The organism is Paenibacillus caseinilyticus, assembly GCF_027533645.1.
Classification (GTDB): Bacteria; Bacillota; Bacilli; order Paenibacillales; family NBRC-103111; genus Paenibacillus_G; species Paenibacillus_G caseinilyticus.
The window spans coordinates 1-16848 of record NZ_JAQAGY010000014.1; the positions used below are offsets into that span (position 1 = coordinate 1).

At 59.6% G+C, this 16848-nt stretch carries 18 protein-coding genes; 15 read left to right on the forward strand and 3 right to left on the reverse strand.

Going from position 1 to position 16848, the window contains the following annotated elements; all coding sequences use genetic code 11:
* A partial coding sequence (locus O9H32_RS19760) for a hypothetical protein (RefSeq protein WP_269867852.1) occupies nt 1–185 on the forward strand: 185 nt, incomplete at its 5' end.
* Here the strand turns inward: O9H32_RS19760 and O9H32_RS19765 are convergent.
* Together O9H32_RS19765 and O9H32_RS19770 are read right to left on the reverse strand one after the other, a co-directional pair.
* On the reverse strand, nt 182–541 hold the full coding sequence (locus O9H32_RS19765) for a response regulator (RefSeq protein ID WP_269867853.1): 360 nt from the start codon (nt 539–541) through the stop codon (nt 182–184). The genes O9H32_RS19760 and O9H32_RS19765 overlap by 4 nt on opposite strands.
* Before the next feature lie 393 nt (nt 542–934).
* Complete coding sequence (locus O9H32_RS19770; protein ID WP_269867854.1) at nt 935–1099, reverse strand: hypothetical protein; 165 nt, start codon at nt 1097–1099, stop codon at nt 935–937.
* A gap of 177 nt (nt 1100–1276) precedes the next feature.
* Here O9H32_RS19770 and uraD point away from each other — a divergent pair, with 177 nt between their 5' ends.
* The 9 genes from uraD to O9H32_RS19815 all read left to right on the forward strand — a co-directional run bounded on the left by uraD (nt 1277) and on the right by O9H32_RS19815 (nt 9673).
* Nucleotides 1277–1810, forward strand: coding sequence for a 2-oxo-4-hydroxy-4-carboxy-5-ureidoimidazoline decarboxylase (uraD, locus tag O9H32_RS19775; protein WP_269867855.1), 534 nt, complete (start codon nt 1277–1279; stop codon nt 1808–1810).
* A gap of 59 nt (nt 1811–1869) precedes the next feature.
* On the forward strand, nt 1870–2901 hold the full coding sequence (pucL, locus tag O9H32_RS19780; RefSeq protein WP_269867856.1) for a factor-independent urate hydroxylase: 1032 nt from the start codon (nt 1870–1872) through the stop codon (nt 2899–2901).
* Nucleotides 2898–3266, forward strand: coding sequence for a hydroxyisourate hydrolase (gene uraH / locus O9H32_RS19785; protein WP_269867857.1), 369 nt, complete (start codon nt 2898–2900; stop codon nt 3264–3266). Before pucL ends, uraH begins: the two co-directional genes overlap by 4 nt.
* A gap of 130 nt (nt 3267–3396) precedes the next feature.
* Nucleotides 3397–4845 (forward strand): allantoinase, encoded by a 1449-nt coding sequence (locus O9H32_RS19790; protein WP_269867858.1) that lies wholly within the window; start codon nt 3397–3399, stop codon nt 4843–4845.
* A 73-nt stretch (nt 4846–4918) separates the two neighbouring features.
* A complete protein-coding gene (locus O9H32_RS19795; protein ID WP_269867859.1) occupies nt 4919–6250 on the forward strand; it encodes a Zn-dependent hydrolase in 1332 nt (443 codons plus the stop codon).
* Nucleotides 6234–7487, forward strand: a complete 1254-nt coding sequence (locus O9H32_RS19800; protein ID WP_269867860.1) for a pyridoxal-phosphate-dependent aminotransferase family protein — start codon at nt 6234–6236, stop codon at nt 7485–7487. Before O9H32_RS19795 ends, O9H32_RS19800 begins: the two co-directional genes overlap by 17 nt.
* Nucleotides 7480–9069, forward strand: coding sequence for a gamma-glutamyltransferase (ggt, locus tag O9H32_RS19805; protein WP_269867861.1), 1590 nt, complete (start codon nt 7480–7482; stop codon nt 9067–9069). The genes O9H32_RS19800 and ggt overlap by 8 nt, the downstream gene beginning before the upstream one ends.
* Before the next feature lie 55 nt (nt 9070–9124).
* Nucleotides 9125–9526, forward strand: coding sequence for a chromate transporter (locus O9H32_RS19810; protein WP_269867862.1), 402 nt, complete (start codon nt 9125–9127; stop codon nt 9524–9526).
* 24 nt (nt 9527–9550) lie between these two features.
* Complete coding sequence (locus O9H32_RS19815) at nt 9551–9673, forward strand: hypothetical protein (RefSeq protein WP_269867863.1); 123 nt, start codon at nt 9551–9553, stop codon at nt 9671–9673.
* A gap of 359 nt (nt 9674–10032) precedes the next feature.
* On the opposite strand, the gene O9H32_RS19820 is transcribed toward O9H32_RS19815, so the two are convergent.
* Nucleotides 10033–10452, reverse strand: a complete 420-nt coding sequence (locus O9H32_RS19820) for a VOC family protein (protein ID WP_269867864.1) — start codon at nt 10450–10452, stop codon at nt 10033–10035.
* 621 nt (nt 10453–11073) lie between these two features.
* Here O9H32_RS19820 and O9H32_RS19825 point away from each other — a divergent pair.
* The 5 genes from O9H32_RS19825 (at nt 11074) to O9H32_RS19845 (ending at nt 16843) form a co-directional block, all read left to right on the forward strand.
* The gene (locus O9H32_RS19825) at nt 11074–11430 is read left to right on the forward strand and encodes a hypothetical protein (protein WP_269867865.1); all 357 of its coding nucleotides are present in this window, start codon (nt 11074–11076) and stop codon (nt 11428–11430) included.
* A gap of 241 nt (nt 11431–11671) precedes the next feature.
* A complete protein-coding gene (locus O9H32_RS19830; protein ID WP_269867866.1) occupies nt 11672–12100 on the forward strand; it encodes a hypothetical protein in 429 nt (142 codons plus the stop codon).
* Between the two features lie 986 nt (nt 12101–13086).
* A complete protein-coding gene (locus tag O9H32_RS19835) occupies nt 13087–14094 on the forward strand; it encodes a 2-oxoacid:acceptor oxidoreductase family protein (protein ID WP_269867867.1) in 1008 nt (335 codons plus the stop codon).
* Between the two features lie 31 nt (nt 14095–14125).
* Nucleotides 14126–16429: a thiamine pyrophosphate-dependent enzyme gene (locus tag O9H32_RS19840; RefSeq protein ID WP_269867868.1), complete on the forward strand. Its 2304-nt coding sequence runs from the start codon at nt 14126–14128 to the stop codon at nt 16427–16429.
* An 87-nt stretch (nt 16430–16516) separates the two neighbouring features.
* Nucleotides 16517–16843: a hypothetical protein gene (locus O9H32_RS19845; RefSeq protein WP_269867869.1), complete on the forward strand. Its 327-nt coding sequence runs from the start codon at nt 16517–16519 to the stop codon at nt 16841–16843.
* Nucleotides 16844–16848: the final 5 nt, after the last annotated feature.

A 16848-nucleotide genomic window follows, 5' to 3' on the forward strand; every position in this document is an offset into this window, starting at 1 on the left:
TTGGATCATCCGTCTCACCCACTTTTCGTGATGACTCAATTATACGTCAAAAAAAGCACAGCCACTTCAATTTTCTTGAAGTGCTGTGCTTTTTTATAGGACGGACTTTTTCAGTGGCCTCGCTGCTTCCGGCCTCTTCTGTTCTGTGCGGTTCGTCCCTTGCTTTTGACTGGGTCCTTGCTTAGGTTACCGCTTTGTTCACAGCTTCCAGCACGCGCTCGGGATTGAACGGCTTGACGATAAAATCCTTCGCCCCTGCCGAAACGGCTTGAACGACCATATGCTGCTGGCCCATCGCGGAGCACATGATGACTTTCGCGGCGGGATGCTTTGCTTTGATGCCTTTCAGCGCGTCGATGCCTTCCATGATCGGCATTGTAATATCCATTGTTACCAGGTCAGGCTTGAGCTCGTCGAATTTATCGATCGCGATCGCACCGTTCTCCGCTTCCCCTATGACTTCATGGCCGCCCTTTGTCAAAATGTCCTTCAATGTCATACGCATGAAAGCCGCGTCGTCCACTACCAAAATCTTTGCCAATTGTCTGCACCCCCGGGAGTTCGAGTCAGGCGCTGCTTCCATATTTGTTGGAAGGTGCCTCTTTCATCACTTGCATATTATGGAACGAATTTCGCGGTTTATACATGGCCCGGTTTCAATAAGTGCACGGAGCACAAAAGGGGCATGCCATGTTATATAACTTTACAAAACACCGCTGATTCTATAGACCCAGGGGACGCGGTTCCCTACAATGGGAACAACTGGAGGCGATAGCGCGTGCCATTGGGCAGAAAGGCAGTCCCCACTTGGGATTCCCTTTTTCCTGCCCCCCTGCTCCCAGGGTGGAGGTGGAGGCTATTCCCAAGGAGGAGGCGCTCGTCGTTCTCCCGGTCGGGGCTGTGGAAGGGCCAAGTCCGCACCTGACGGAATACGCTAGCCGATACGCTGATCGGGGAAGCTTTCTTGACGGGTGCATTCGAAGAGCTCGGCCATTCGGCCGACTTCGCGGAGAGAAGGCGCGTGATGCTGGAGCGTGGCGGAATTCGTCCCGCCGAGGCGCTTCTGGAGTTGCGGAGCTTCGATATGGCCGCGGTTCACACCGGCTTTTTAGATCCGGGGCAGACAGGGGCCGCGAGTCAAGCGAGGACGGTGGGATCATGATGTTCCGGGGAATAGGTATGGCAACCCTGTATGGAACGATAGGACAGCTGGCAGCCGGGGACGGGAGCGGAATCCCGCAGAGAACCGGCCGGCACGAAAGGAGGGAATGCGGGAATGACGAAGGCGTACACGCTGCCGGAGATCAATGAAATGTCTCTCGATGACTTCGTGCAGAGCATCGGATGGGTATTCGAGCATTCGCCCTGGGTGGCGGTCCGAGCCTATGGTTCTGCTCCGTTCGCCTCGGTAGAGGGACTGCATCGCTGTATGGCCGGTGTGGTCCAGCGGGCTTCCCGGGAGGAGCAGCTGGAGCTGCTGAGGGCGCACCCCGATCTTGCTGGGCGGCTGCAGATGACGGATTCATCCGTTCGGGAGCAGCAGGGGGCGGGGCTTACCGAGCTGACTGCGCAAGAGTATGCGGAGTTCACCGCATGCAATACCGCATATACGCGCCGGTTCGGCTTTCCGTTCATCCTTGCTGTCCGGGGGCATAACAAGCAGTCCATTCTGTCGTCCATGAAGGAGCGGCAAGGGAATGGGCCGGAAGATGAGCTCGAGACGGCACTGCGGGAAGTGGCGCGGATCGCCCGCTTCCGGCTTCTGGATACGATTGAGGATACGGAGCGGGAGGCCGGAGTCCCGGAGTAGGGCCGGGCTGCTGAAGACATATAGGGACAGGTCCCTGGAGGCCAAGAGGAGGAACAGCAATGAAGAAGCCAAGTACCGGCAGCCGCACGATGTATTACGGAAAAGGGGACGTGCTCGTCTACCGTACATTCGCCGAACCGCTCACGGAGGTCACGCCGATTCCTGAATCGCCTTTTGGCGGAGACGGCAATGTCATCCTCGCGATGAACGTCCGCATTGCGGTCAAGGGGGAGGCGTTCCTCGCCTCGTTCACCGAAGGGGATAATTCGATGGTCGTGGCCACCGATTCAATGAAGAATCTGATCCAGCGGCATGCCGCCGACTTCGAGGGAAGCACGGTAGAAGGGTTCCTTCACCATATTGCCGGAATCTTCCTGAATCAGTATGCCCACATCACCACGGTGGAGATGGAAGCGGACCGCCTGCCGTTCGACGGTGTCAACGTAGCGTCGCCGGACGGGGGCTGGAGGGAGAGCGGCCTTGTATTCCGCCGGTCCCACAATGACCACGCCTCCGCAGCCCTGGTCGTGGAACGGGGGAAGGACGGCACCGCTAGCGTCGTAGAGCAGGAGAGCATGCTGACCGGCCTGCAGCTCATCAAGGTCAAAGGCAGCGCCTTCGCCGGGTTCATCCGCGATGAATATACGACGCTGCCCGAGACGAGCGACCGCCCGCTCTTCATCTGGCTGAATATCGGCTGGACCTATGCCGATGCAATGGATGCCATTGATCCGAAGAACGGCCGGTATGCCGCCTCGGAACAGATCCGGGATATGGCACACACGGTGTTTCATGAAGCGAACTCCCCGTCGATCCAGCATCTCATCTACAGGATCGGCCTGCGGATCCTTCAGCGGTTTCCGCAGCTCGCCGAGGTGCGCTTTGAATCCAATAACCGCACATGGGAGACGGTGGTGGAATCCATCGCAGGCTCCGATGCCCGCGTCTATACCGAGCCGCGACCGCCGTACGGCTTCCAGGGCTTCTCGATGACCCGGGCGGACTTGGCCGCCGCAGGCCCGGCCGGCGGGGAAGCGGCAGTAGGGCAGGAGATGCCGGAAGCTGACCCTGCGGGAACTTCCGCATCATGAGCGGCGGGAAGCTGACGACCCACGTGCTCGACGTCTCCTGCGGGCGGCCTGCCGGGGGGATGAAGGTGGAGCTGAGACGGCAGAGGGAGGACGGTTCCTGGGAGTTTCTCCAAGCCGCCGAGACCAACGGGGACGGGAGACTGGATGCGCCGCTGCTGGCCGGCGGGGCGCTGCAGACAGGGCAGTACGAGCTGCTGTTCCATGCCGGCGCCTACTTCCGGCGTCAGGGGCAGACCCGCTCCGACGCAGAGTTTCCGTTCCTGGATGAGGTGCCGATCCGCTTCGGCATCGAGGATCCGCAGTCGCACTACCATGTGCCGCTGCTGGCCGCTCCCGGGGGATACAGTACGTACCGGGGCAGTTAGCCAGGGCTGAGGAAGGGGCGGCTGGTGTCCTGCCGGGACCGGGCCGCCGCACTTGCCTAACGCACTCTAAGTAGTCATGCGGATGCGGATCTGAGGACCCCTGGCGGGGCCGGGGATATGGGGGGATTCAATGGGCGGGAAGCTGCATCTGAAGGACTTGGATCGGATGGACTTGGATCTGATCGTCGAGGGCGGTCAGGTGGTGTTAGCGGATGGAGTGAGACGCGCGGATATCGGCGTGAAGAACGGGCGGATCGCGGTTATCGCGGACAGCCTGGAGAATGCGGAGGCTGCGAGCCGGCTGGAGGCCGCCGGCAGGGTGGTCCTGCCCGGCATGATTGATGCCCACGTGCATCTGAACGAGCCGGGGCTCGGGGCTTGGGAAGGGTTCGCGACCGGCTCGGCGGCGCTGGCGGCCGGGGGCTGTACCGCCTATATCGACATGCCGCTGAACGGCGTGCCGCCGACGGTCAGCTTGGAGGCGCTGCACGCCAAGCTGACGGCAGCCGAAGGCCGGTCTTATACGGATTACGCGCTGTGGGGCGGCCTGGTCCCGGGCAGCCTTCCGAGGCTTAGGGAACTGCAGGAGGCCGGATGCATCGGCTTCAAGGCGTTCATGTCGGAGCCGGGAGGCGAAGGGGAGGAGGTCTTCGCGCGAGCGGACGATCTCACCCTGCTGGAGGGCATGCGCGAGATCGCGGCGCTCGGCGGCGTGCTGGCGCTGCATGCGGAGAGCGAGAATATCGTCTCGGTCCTCGCCGCCAGAGCGATCGGCGAGGGCAGGACGGGAGCGCTGGATTATGCGCAGTCGCGCCCGGTCGTGGCCGAGACGGAGGCAGTCGCAAGAGCCTTGTTCTATGCAGGGGAGACGGGATGCGCGCTGCATTTTGTCCACATCTCGTCGCCTGAAGCGCTCTCGCTGATCAGAGACGCCAAGCACCGGGGGTTGGATGTGACGGCAGAGACGTGTCCTCATTACTTGGTGCTCGGAGCAGAGGAGATGGAGGCGATCGGCAAGACGGCGAAGTGCGCTCCCCCGCTGCGGGGGCCGGCCGAACGGGAGGGGTTATGGAAGGCGCTGGAGGACGGTGCGATCGACCTGGTCGCCTCCGATCATTCCCCCTGCCCGCCGGAGATGAAACGGTCTACGAACTGGTTCGAGGTATGGGGCGGCATCTCCGGGGCGCAGAGCTCGCTCGAGCTGCTGGTCGACGAAGGCCATCTGAAGCGGGGCATCCCGCTGGAGCGGATCGCCGGCGTGCTCTCGGAGGGCCCGGCCCGCCGCTTCGGACTTCATGCCCGCAAAGGGAGGATATCCGCTGGGCTGGATGCCGATCTGGTCCTGCTCGAGCTTGGGCGCGGCTATACGCTGACGGAAGAGCTGCTCCTAGACCGCCACCGCCAGAGTCCTTATGCGGGGAGAACGTTCGGCTGCCGGGTAGCGGCTACGCTCGTGCGGGGGACCGTGGTGTACGAAGCAGGCCGGTGCAGCCTTCCGGCCAGCCGGGGGCTGCCGAAACGGCTGCTGCCCGTGACCTCAGCGCCGGGGAGACGGCCTAGTGCAGATAAGATTGCCTGAATCCCATTCCCTTCCGGAAGGCAATGCGATAGGATGGACATATCAACCACAACCAGGGCGGGAGGGACAGACTATGGTCCAATTTCAGCCGGAAGCGGAGACGGGAGCCCGAGCTTGGCGGCCTGCCGGACCTCAGCAGATGAAGGAACTGGCTGTGCGGATCGGCGGCCTGCTCGCAGCTTTCGGGCAGTGCGGGGCGGATCCGCATGGAGGGTATACGCGTTATTTGTACAGCGATGCTTGGCAGCAGGCCCAGTCTGCGGTCTGCAGGGAGATGGAAGGGGCTGGCCTGTCGGCGTATTACGACGAGACCGGCAGCCTCTATGGTCGTCTGCAAGGTTCCGGGGAGGGGCCGGAGGCGAAGGTGATCCTGACTGGCTCGCATATCGATACGGTCGCCAGCGGCGGCCTGTATGACGGTGCGGCGGGGATTGCCGCCGCCATTGCGGCCCTAGAGCTGCTGCAGCGCCGCTGCGGGCAGCCGAAGCGCACGCTCGAAGCCGTCTCGCTGTGCGAAGAGGAGGGCAGCCGGTTCCCGCTGACCTATTGGGGCTCGGGCTGCATTACCGGCCGCTATGCCGCGGATGCCCCGCCCCCGGCAGCCGACCGGGAGGGGGTCACGCTGGGCGAGGCGATGAACGCCGCCGGATTCGGGCCGGGCACGCACCGTAGCGCCCGGCGGAGCGACATCGGCGCCTTCGTGGAGCTGCATATCGAGCAGGGCGCCGTGCTGGAGAAGGAGCGTCTCGACCTCGGCGTCGTGCTCGGTATTGCCGGTCAGCAGCGCTGGACGTTCATAGTGAAAGGGGAAGCGAATCATGCCGGCACCACGCCGATGCGGCTGCGACGGGATGCGCTGGCGGGCGCCTGCGAGATGATCGGCGCGGCGGAGCGGATGGCCCTCGCTTACGGGGAAGGGATGGTGGCTACAGCCGGCTCGATCAGCGCGGATCCGGGGCTCTCGAACGTGATCCCGGGAACGGCGGAGTTCACACTGGATGCGCGGCATCCAGATGGGGATACGCTGCAGGCGTTCTGCGACGAAGTGGTTGCCGTGTTTCGGGAGATTGCCGGGGCGAGAGGACTGGAGTTCGCCGGCAGGCAGTGGATGAACGTCCCGCCTGCGCCGATGGACGGCGCCTTATGCGTCTCTATCGAGGAAGAGGCGAGGGGTCTTGGGCTGCGGAGCCGCCGGATGTACAGCGGCGCGGGCCACGATGCCCAGGTATTCAGCGGGAGTTGTCCCGCAGCGATGGTGTTCGTCCCGTGCAGGGACGGCATCTCGCATTCGCCCGAGGAGTACACCTCGGCAGATGAGCTTGCGCGCGGAGCGGCTGTGCTGTGTAATATGCTGTATTCGCTCGCATACGAAGAGAAGGGGGATTCCCATGAAAACGTACGGTGACCTGTCACCCTCGCTCCGCACCATCATGACGCCTGGTCCCGTCGAAGTCGATCCCCGCGTGCTGCGGGCGATGTCTTATCCGATTCTCGGCCAGTTCGATCCCGAATTCACCGGTCTCATGAACGAAACGATGGAAATGCTGCGGAGCCTGTTCGCTACAGGCAACCCGTGGGCCTTCCCGGTGGACGGCACCTCCCGCTCGGGGATCGAGGCGGTGCTGACGAGTCTCATCGAGCCCGGCGATACGGTATTCGTGCCGGTGTACGGCCGCTTCGGCTACCTGCTCATGGAGATTGCCGAGCGGTGCGGGGCGGAGGTATCGTTCCTCGAGAAAGAGTGGGGAAGCGTCTTCGATCCCGAAGAAGTCATCGCTCACCTGCGCCAGCACCGGCCGCGCATCGTGGCCCTGGTGCACGGCGAAACCTCGACCGGGTGCATGCAGCCGCTGAAGGAGATCGGGGAGGCATGCCGGGAGCTCGATATCCTGCTCGTCGTCGATGCGGTAGCGACCATCGGTGGGACGCCGGTGGAGACGGACGAGTGGAAGCTCGACGCCGTGATGGGCGGTACGCAGAAGTGCCTCTCGGTGCCCTCGGGACTTGCGCCGATCACCTACAACGGGCGGGTGGAGGAGAAGGTCCAGCGCCGCAAGCGCATCGAACGCGGCCTTCGCGATCCGGGCCTGGCCGCGGCCCCCTCCGAGGAGCCTGCCGGACATGTCATCCGCAGCAATTATTTTGACTTAGCGCAGCTGCAGGATTACTGGGGGCCGGCCCGGCTGAACCATCACACGGAGGCGACCTCGATGCTGTATGCGCTCCGGGAAGGACTGCGCATTCTGCTCGAGGAAGGGCTGGAGGCCCGGTTCGAGCGGCACCGCCGCAACGAACAGGCGCTGATCGCCGGTGTCCGGGCGATGGGACTTCCCTTGTACGGCAATCCGGCCTGCAAGCTGCCTGTCGTCACCTGCATTCCTGTGCCGGACGGCGTGAACGGCGAATCGGTCCGGTCCATGCTGCTCGAGGATTTCGGGATCGAGATCGCCTCCTCGTTCGGCCCCTTGAAAGGGAAAATATGGAGAATCGGCACAATGGGCTTCTCCGCCCGGCAGAAGAACGTGCTGCATGTGCTGGGCGCGCTCGAGGCCGTACTGATCCGACACGGCGTAAGCGTAGCCCGCGGTGAAGGCGTGCAGGCCGCCCTCGACGTATACCGGAAGGAGGCGTCTTATGCGTAATGCAATGCCGGCAGGCTACCGCGCCATGGTGACATCGCCGCATTATTTGGCTTCCTCCGTCGGCTCGTCGATCCTGGAGCAGGGCGGCAGCGCTTACGATGCGTCGGTTGCGGTAAGCGCCGCTCTCGGCGTCGTCTACCCGCATATGACAGGACTCGGCGGAGACGCCTTCTTCCTGATCTTTGACGCCGCCTCCGGCAAGGTAGAGGGTTTGAACGGCAGCGGCCGGGCGGGACGGGAAGCCTCGATTGACGCCTACTCGCGCCGCGGGCTGTTCTCCATACCGCACCGCGGCCCGCTCAGCGCCGTCACCGTACCGGGCATGGCCGACGCCTGGTGGGAGGTGTGGCAGCGCGGCGGACGACTTCCTTGGGCCGCCGTGCTGGAGCCCGCCCGCCGCTATGCCGAGGAGGGGTTCCCGGTATCGCGGGATCTCCACCGTTGGATGGTGCGCGACGAAAGCTGGCTGCGGCAGGATGCGGGACTGTGCTCCCTGTTCTTGCACCAAGGCCGGCTGCTGCGCGAAGGGGAACGGCTCGTCCAGCCGGACCTGGCCGCCGCTCTGCGCACGCTGCAGACGGAAGGGAGGGATGCTTTCTATACCGGTTCCCTCATGAAGGGGATGACCGAAGGATTGCAGAGGGACGGCGGGCTGCTCGTGCCCGAAGATTTTGCCGCCCATCGGAGCACCTGGGTCGAGCCGGTGAGGACCACCTACCGGGGCTACGACGTGCTGCAGATGCCGCCGAATTCGCAGGGCTTCTCGGTGCTGATGATGCTGAACATGCTCGAGGCTATCGGGCTGTCCGGCATCTCCCGGAACACGGCCGAGTTCTACCATCTCGCCGCGGAGGTCGTGAAGCGGGCATTCCGCGACCGCGACCGGTACCTCACGGATCCGGCGTTCTCGGCGATCCCGCTCGAACGGCTGCTCAGCAAGGAGTATGCGCGGATGCTGGCCGCAGATCTGGATCCGCCGGCGGCCGCGCCGTACCTCTCGCCGGCTTCCGGACAGGACACTGCCTATGCGGCAGTTGTGGATGAAGCAGGCAATGCGGTATCATTTATCCAAAGCTTGTATTTTGACTTTGGTTCGGCGTATATGCCCCAAGGCACGGGGATCATTCTGCAGAACCGGGGCTCGTTCTTCTCGCTCGAGGAGACGCATGTGAACGCGCTGCAGCCGGGCAAGCGGACCTTCCACACGCTGATGCCGGGTATGATGCTGAAGGACGGCGTCCCGGCGCTGCTCATGGGTACCCAGGGGGGAGAAGGACAGCCCCAGACCACGCTTTCCCTTATCACGGGCGTCGTCGATTACGGCTGTACGATCCAGGAAGCGGTAGATCTGCCGCGCTGGGTATACGGGCGGACCTGGGGGGAGGACAGCGATATGCTGCGCATCGAAGACCGGGGACTCGGCGCCGCTGCGGAGCGGCTCCAGGCTTGGGGCCACCAGGTCCAGCTCTTCCCGGCCTGGGACGGGATCATGGGTCAGGCGCAGGGAATCCGGATCGATCCTGGCGGTCTGCGGACTGGAGCGGCGGATCCTCGCGGAGACGGTGCGGCGATTGGATGGTAGCGTATCCGTCCGACAGCAGGATTCGCGCAACTAAGAGCAAAGGACGGTACTTTTCATGTTGGCAACGCTTTGGAAATTGTTTTTCTCCTTCGGTACGGCTACGCTGTTGGGATATGGCGGCGGGCCTTCGATTATCCCGCTGTACGAAGACCAGGTGGTGAGCCGCAACCAGTGGATGGACACGACGGAGTTCGGCCGAGCACTGGCGTTCGGCAATGCGCTTCCCGGGCCTATCGCTACGAAACTCGCCGCGTATATCGGCTACAAGGTCGCCGGCTGGCCGGGCGGGGCCGTCGCGCTGGCGGCGGTCGTCCTTCCTACGGCGCTGCTCATGATCGCGCTCGCCGGCGTGATGCTAAAGCTCGAGGGCAATCCGTATATCAGGGGCATGATCCGCGGGATCCAGCCGGTCATCTTCGTTATGATGGCGATGCTCGCCTATGACTTCGCCAAATAGGCGTTCCAATCGACGGCCGGACCGGTGTCCTTCCTGCCGTTCGTCATTGCGGCGGGCTTCTTCATCCTGGTCCAGTATCTGCAGCTGAATGCGGTCTGGGGTATCCTCATTGCCCTCGGCATCGGCGCCTTCTTCCTTCGGGGATGAGGCGGATGCGGCCGCGTTGGTCCATACGGCTCCTTTGGAGGGGCTGTTCACGATAAGGGGCTCTGCCTTCCGCCGGAATCTCCGGTGGAAGGCAGAGCCTCTTTGGGGTTCGCTGGGATAGGCGAAGGGATACGGGGGGCAAAGTCCATGGAGTACGACAAAGCGGGCAGGGGGTGAGTATGGGATGGCCCCCTGTCCGTTCGATACACCCGCATGAACGGATAGGGGGCGCCCCGAATATGGGATTGTGGTCCGTGTGACGCTTCTGGCCTGCAGATCCATCCCTCGAATGGTTGTGTTCCGGTTTTGGATATACGGTCGGTAGTGAGCGCAGGAGCAGCATGCCCGTAAGGCACTGTTCACTCCCTGCGGGACACCCCCAGCATCTCCACATAGTGTGGATTGTACATGACTCCCAGAATGTTCCCGAAGGGATCGGTCACGGAAGCCGTGACGAATCCACCGCCGCGTTCAGTCGGGGGTTCGTACTCTGCTGCCCCCAAGGATAGCAGCCTTGCGTAAGCGGCAGCGGTATCGTCGACATGCCAGTACACGATGGCACCGCCCGGACCGGCAGCCGAACGGGCCGGGGCGTACCGGCTGTCGATCAGACCCAGCTCGTGCTGGTAGTCCCCCAGACGAAACTCGGCATATCCCGGGCGTTCGAAGTATGGGGGGATGCCGAGGAGATCGGTGTACCACTTCTTCGCGGCCGCCAGATCTTCCGCCCAAAAACTGATCGTACTGAGACCGCGTAACAGAGAGCTATTGCCCGTCATTTCTTTTTCCTCCTCGAATTCGGTTCTTGAGTGTAGTTATACCTCTATTGTATATCCCTGCTGCTGACAACAGGGAGTCAGTGTTGGAAGAGAGGGCCAAGCAGAATGTTTGCAGAAATATTGATTACATAATAAATAATATGTAAACAAAATTTAAGTTGACCTGTAGCGTGCCGAATAATATGAAACCAAAACTTGTTATCAATAAACTTGTTTGCATGCATTAAATGTCCGCTGCTTCAGCGTTACTTTGCATCTCCGAGCATGATCCTGCGCGCCCCGCTCCTTAGAAGCGACAAGAACGCTTAAAGGGGGAGTCTTTTCTAGTGATCCGAAACGGCAGCCAAGTAGCAGGGGGAGGGTTGGGCTTAGGGGGGTACTATGTTCCTGGGAAGGGGACCGACAAGCTAGATCGAAGGTGCCCCGATTTTTCAAAAAGCAAACCCAATGGCCATATCCATAAGAGCACGCAGCAGTTGGAACAAGAAGGAGCTGTGGCGATCGTGGAGGAGAACGAGACGGGCAGGCGCAAAATCGTGTATGGCGTGACCGAGAAAGGCTGTGGGCAGCTGGATTCTTGGCTAGCCCAGACACCCGGGGAGTCCGTAATGCGAACTGCTGATGAAGATTTTTGTGACCGATGAAAGTCATATTCCACAGCTTGTCAACTACATCGAGCAGGAACTAGAAGCGAGCCAAAAGCTAGTTCACTTGATAGGAGGCATTCAATCGAGTATTCCGCAGGATAAGGGCAAGCAAGCACGAATTGTGCATGGTCTGACTGGCAGAGAAGGCTTAACCTACTTGAACTTGAAGAAGCGGGACGGTACCATCCTGCCTGAACCATGGATCGGCATCCGGCCGAAGACAACCGAAACCTGGCGTCGCCTTGGATTAAATTATTCCATCGTTATTACCGCCGTCACTGCAATGGTCCCAAGTCGATGCTCGAGACCAGAGACTTCTTCTGGGCGTTGACTATCCATTTCCTCGAATCGGACAATGCATTACATCCCTTCTTTGTTAAATAATTGGTAAAAAAGTCCCTTGTAATAGGAATATTTGTTCGATATTATATCAAAATGCAGTTATAAGGCAACCAAGCAGACGTGCGAGACATCAAGAATAGGAGGGGGCTTTTTTTGTTGTTTAAGGATTCGTTCGATGAAACTCGAAAGAGCGTATGACTACTAGATAACCTTGGAGGAATGACGGCTTAATGAACGGTGGATACGAAACTAACCAAGCGTACGGAAATAACATGGTACCACAAGGTAATGGTAATTGGGTTTATTCCGACCCTAAAGACAAGCCTATGACAGTGAAGAACTGGATGCTTGCTATTGTACTTATGGCGATACCTATCGTAAATATCGTTATGCTGTTCGTATGGGCATTCGGAGATAATACGAATATCAACAAAAAGAACTATGCTAGAGCAAGTTTGATCATGGCGTCTATCTTCATGGTACTTTATATTCTTATACTTGTTCTTATCTTTAGCCTCGGCATATTTGCCTGGAGCGATATTGGTAACGATTTTGGGAATGATTTTGGGAACGATTTTAGTGACAATTATAGTGATGATTATAGTGACGATTATAGTGATGATTATAGTGAAGAGTATAGTGACGATTATAGCAGCTAATCGGGCGCAGCTTACACCAGCGTCTAACGGATATCCGGTATCTTCAGCTTCATTTGGAGAAAGTGAATGCAGCAGGATGCGAGGACTGTCCTCTCAAAATCCGCATGTACAAAGTTAAAGGCGGCCGAGAGATCAAGGTGTGGGATCAACAAAGGCACTTAGCAGGGCTGGGGTAACCTCCATGCCTCACTAAGTGCCTTTGTTTCTCCTCAGAAATAGAAGGACAAGAAGTCGAGAAAGCCTGAGTGTATCTTTCGGAATGAATCTGAACACCCTTGCGCCCAGCGTAGAGGGATAGCTCGCTATGTCCAGTCTTGCAATAAGGAACGCCTCCACCAGTCACTTCATGGGGCTGCCTGCTCTTGAAGATCAGCGGATACTGCTCTCACCACACATCTTCAAAAATGGTCCAGCACTCCCCGTGGCTTCGGTCCGAACACACAGTGCCGCTTCGGCAAAAGAAAACTGAAGAATATAATATTGAAATCAATATACTTGTTTTCACGACTATCCATTGTTCCCAATCCTGCCGTTTACTTTGGATCAACGCACAAACCCATCCGCTTGTCCACCCTTGTCATCTTCAAACAACATGGTCACAAGGAAGGATCAAGGCCTCCCGCCGCCCCAAAATAGGGGACATGCCGTCACACTTACGGCATATATATACAAAGGGCAGTGAATTTTCGCTTCCTCCCGGGGAAGAGGATACATCCCGTATACAATGCTGCCGTACCCTCGCGGGAAGGCTTTGTATTGCATAAGACATCCCGCCGGGCCCCAATCATATAATAGTAAAGCGGAGGTCCAGGGACAAACCTGATAAATATCGTTTTATCCGCATTTTTATAATATATTGCTCCCTTGAAAAGGGTTACAAATGGCATATTTTCGTATAATTTGTTCTATGCGTACCGTTTTTTTGCTGATATACTGAGGTCGAAGGAAAGTCATCTTTTTCCAACATATTGAGGGGAGTTGAACTCATGAGGGTCCTACCGAAAACGAACGACCTCGGCTTCTTCGAAATCCGGCTCGAATCCATCGGCGGCCTGGGCGCCAACCTGGCAGGCAAAATGCTGGCGGAGGCGGGCGTCGTCGGAAGCGGGTTTAACGGTGTCAGCTTCTCTTCCTACGGGTCCGAGAAGAAGGGTTCGCCGGTCAAGGCGCACATCCGTTTTTGTGATATGCAGACCAATATCCGCGACACGACACCGGTGGAGCGGCCGCATGTCGTGGGCGTCTTTCACGAGAATTTGTCGAAGACCGTCAATGTCATTAGCGGGATGTACGAAGACAGCCTGGCACTCGTCAATTCGTCCAAAAGCCCGGAGGAGCTGAAGGAGAAGCTGAAGCTGGTCGGCGGTACGATCGCCGTAGTCGATGCGACGGGCATCGCGCTCGAAGAGAAGAACCGCGTCAATATGGCGATGCTCGGCGGGTTGTTCCGACTTTGTGAGTTCCTCGATTTTGAACATATGAAAGGCATCATCCGCAAGTCTCTGGAGAAAAAATACCCCGGTGCCGTAGAGCCGGCCCTGAGGACATTCCAACGCGGGTACGATGAAGTGAAATTCCAGACCTTCGCGCTTCCCGAAGGCCTCCACATGCCGCAGCCCAAGCGATGGGATATCCCCGTCTACGGGTACGAGACCCAGCCGCTCGGCGGGATGGTCACCAATCCCGGCAACTCCATCCTGAAGGACCTCAGCATCTCGCGCAGCGGGATGATGCCCCACTTCGATGAGGACAAATGCATCCACTGCGCGGCCTGTGACACGGCCTGTCCGGACTTCTGCTTCGTGTGGGACGAGGCTGCCGACAAGAAGGGCCGTCCGCAGATGTTCCTGCAGGGCATTGACTACCAGTACTGCAAGGGCTGTCTGAAGTGTGTCGTGGCCTGTCCGACTGAAGCGCTTACATCGAACCGCGAGACGGACGGGTACGGGGAAGCGAACCGGGTACCGCACCGGTTCCGCCTGGCTGCACAGTAAGAAGAAGATCCGGGAGAGGTGAAGAGAAGCGATGGCAATCGAGATCAATAAAGAAGTCAGCGCAGGCACGGTCGAACAGCGGATGGTGTACGAGTCCGGCAACGAGATGGCGGCTTATGCGGCACACCAGATCAACTACCACGTCATGGGGTATTTTCCCATATCCCCTTCGACCGAGGTGGCGCAGTTCCTCGACCTGATGAAAGCGAACGGCCAGCATGATATCAAGCTGATTCCCGCAGACGGGGAACATGGCTCAGCGGGGATCTGCTACGGCGCGTCTACCGCTGGTGGACGCGTGTTCAATGCCACATCCGCGAACGGATACCTGTATATGCTCGAGCAGATGCCGGTGCAGTCCGGCACCCGGTTCCCTATGGTCATGAACCTCGTCTGCCGCTCGGTATCCGGTCCGCTCAACATTCACGGCGACCACTCCGACCTGTACTATGCCCTCAACACCGGCTGGCCGATCCTGATGTGCCGCGATCCGCAGGCCGTCTATGACATGAACATCATGGCGATCAAGCTCGCGGAAGATCCGGAGGTGCGCCTGCCGGTCATCGTGGCTTCGGACGGGTACTTCACATCCCACCAGAAACGCCGGGTGCAGACATTCGCGCACAAATCGGACGTGCATGCGTTCGTCGGTGAGCAGCCGAAGCCTTTCCCGCATGTGCTCGACCGCAACAATCCGATCACTGTCGGCCCTTACATGAACGAACCCGACTATATTAATAACTGTTACCAGCAGTCCCAGGCGATGTATAAGGCGGGCGAGGTGTTCGACCGCATCCAGCAGGAGTACAAGGTGCTCACCGGCCGCGACTATCCGATCCTCGATCTGTACCGGATGGAAGATGCAGAGGTGGCCGTGTTCCTGATGAACTCCGCTTCGGAGATCATCAAGGACGTCGTCGACCAGCTGCGCGCCCAAGGCATCAAGGCGGGATCGATCGCGCCGAACATGATCCGCCCGTTCCCGGCGAAGGAAATCGCCGAGGCCCTGAAGAACGTCAAGGCCGTGACGATCGGCGACCGCGCGGATTCTTACGGCGCCCATGGCGGCAATATGACGCTCGAGATCAAAGCGGCGCTGTTCACCGAAGGCAACCGGGATACGCAGGTGGTCTCGCGCGTATACGGCCTCGGCGGCAAGGACTTCTACGCGGAAGACGGGCATGCCTTCTTCGAGCTCGCCATTGAAGCGGCGAACGCGGGCAGTGTTGCCGTGCCGTTCGACTATTACGGGCATGTTCCCGGCGATCCGTCGAAGCGGCCCGAGCGTGTTACCGAGCCGATGCGCTACGAAGACCTGAAGACCGGCCTGATCACCGTGAACAAGGATGAGGCCACCGGCCAGCTCAAGGTCAAGGTCCCGCCGATCCGCAGCCTCACGAAGAAGCCGAAGCGGCTTGCACCGGGGCACGGCGCCTGTCCGGGCTGCGGCATTTTCTCCGGGCTCGAGCTCTTCTTCAAGGGCATCGAAGGCGACATCGTGGCGCTCTTCCATACGGGCTGCGCGATGGTCGTCACGACCGGCTACCCGTACTCCTCGCACAAGGCGACGTATATCCACAACCTGTTCCAGAGCGGGGCGGCGACGCTGTCCGGCGTCGTGGAGATGTTCTGGGAGCGCAAACGCCGCGGGGAGCTCGAGCATCTGAACCTGCCGGACGACTTCACGTTCGTGATGATCACCGGCGACGGCGGGATGGATATCGGGATGGGGCCCGCTATCGGGGCCGCTCTGCGGAACCACAAGATGATCATCCTTGAGTACGATAACGAGGGCTACATGAATACGGGCGCGCAGCTGTCCTACTCGACCCCGCTCGGCCACCGGACCTCGACGTCGAACGTCGGCAAGCATCAGGGCGGCAAGCTGTTCCATCACAAGGACACGCCGCAGATCATGGCGGCGACGAACATTCCTTATGTGTTCACGGGATCCGAAGCGAGCCCGCAGGACCTGCTGAAGAAAGCGGCCAAGGCCCAGTATTACGCGCAGAACGAGGGGCTTGTCTACGGCAAGATTCTCATTACGTGCCCACTGAACTGGCTCTCCGAGGAGCAGATCGGCCAGACGCTGATCGACGAAGCGGTGAACTCCTGCTTCTTCCCGCTGTACGAGGTGGAGAACGGCGTCACTTCCATTACCTACAACCCGGAAGACAAGAGCAAGCGGATTCCGGTCGGCGAGTGGTTGAAGAACATGGGCAAGACGAAGCATATGACGAAGCCTGAGTACGCCGAAGCGCTGCAGTCCTTCGAGAACGAGGTGGAGCGCCGCTGGAGCCGCCTGAAGGCTAAGCATGAGAATCCTTATCTCTAGGACCCTAAGGCACCTTATGGCGCAAGCACCGGGATCGCGGGGGCTTGCGCCTTTTTGCATATAGGATGGAAGGAAGGAGGGATCGGGATGCCGTGTGTACTAAGGCATAAGGAGTCCGGTGAAATTGCCGCCAGCCTGCAAAAAAACCATTATGATCTGGCATACTATGGCGTGAAGCATTGGCCTGCCGAGCAAGAAGCGGCCGGGGAGATGGCTGTTTATCTTGAAGCGGAAGGCTTTGGGGCAGCGGACTTATGGGAAGTGCTGTCCCTCCGCGAAGAGCGGGTCAAGCTGATGAATGTGAAGCTGAAGAACGATCCGGAGCGGCTGCTGTACATGGATGCGGAAGGCGGCTTGACTGTAGTGGCGCATGTAGTCCCGAAGCAGACGACGAAATCCGAGAGAACGGAGTAGATTCG

Excerpts from the sequence above, each read along its gene's own strand:
- uraD (WP_269867855.1), top strand. The coding sequence starts at position 1,277 with ATGACGAAGGCGTACACGCTGCCGGAGATCAATGAAATGTCTCTCGAT.
- pucL (WP_269867856.1), top strand. The coding sequence starts at position 1,870 with ATGAAGAAGCCAAGTACCGGCAGCCGCACGATGTATTACGGAAAAGGG.
- uraH (WP_269867857.1), top strand. The coding sequence starts at position 2,898 with ATGAGCGGCGGGAAGCTGACGACCCACGTGCTCGACGTCTCCTGCGGG.
- O9H32_RS19790 (WP_269867858.1), top strand. The coding sequence starts at position 3,397 with ATGGGCGGGAAGCTGCATCTGAAGGACTTGGATCGGATGGACTTGGAT.
- O9H32_RS19795 (WP_269867859.1), top strand. The coding sequence starts at position 4,919 with ATGGTCCAATTTCAGCCGGAAGCGGAGACGGGAGCCCGAGCTTGGCGG.
- O9H32_RS19800 (WP_269867860.1), top strand. The coding sequence starts at position 6,234 with ATGAAAACGTACGGTGACCTGTCACCCTCGCTCCGCACCATCATGACG.
- ggt (WP_269867861.1), top strand. The coding sequence starts at position 7,480 with ATGCGTAATGCAATGCCGGCAGGCTACCGCGCCATGGTGACATCGCCG.
- O9H32_RS19810 (WP_269867862.1), top strand. The coding sequence starts at position 9,125 with ATGTTGGCAACGCTTTGGAAATTGTTTTTCTCCTTCGGTACGGCTACG.
- O9H32_RS19820 (WP_269867864.1), bottom strand. The coding sequence starts at position 10,452 with ATGACGGGCAATAGCTCTCTGTTACGCGGTCTCAGTACGATCAGTTTT.
- O9H32_RS19825 (WP_269867865.1), top strand. The coding sequence starts at position 11,074 with ATGAAGATTTTTGTGACCGATGAAAGTCATATTCCACAGCTTGTCAAC.
- O9H32_RS19830 (WP_269867866.1), top strand. The coding sequence starts at position 11,672 with ATGAACGGTGGATACGAAACTAACCAAGCGTACGGAAATAACATGGTA.
- O9H32_RS19835 (WP_269867867.1), top strand. The coding sequence starts at position 13,087 with ATGAGGGTCCTACCGAAAACGAACGACCTCGGCTTCTTCGAAATCCGG.
- O9H32_RS19840 (WP_269867868.1), top strand. The coding sequence starts at position 14,126 with ATGGCAATCGAGATCAATAAAGAAGTCAGCGCAGGCACGGTCGAACAG.
- O9H32_RS19845 (WP_269867869.1), top strand. The coding sequence starts at position 16,517 with ATGCCGTGTGTACTAAGGCATAAGGAGTCCGGTGAAATTGCCGCCAGC.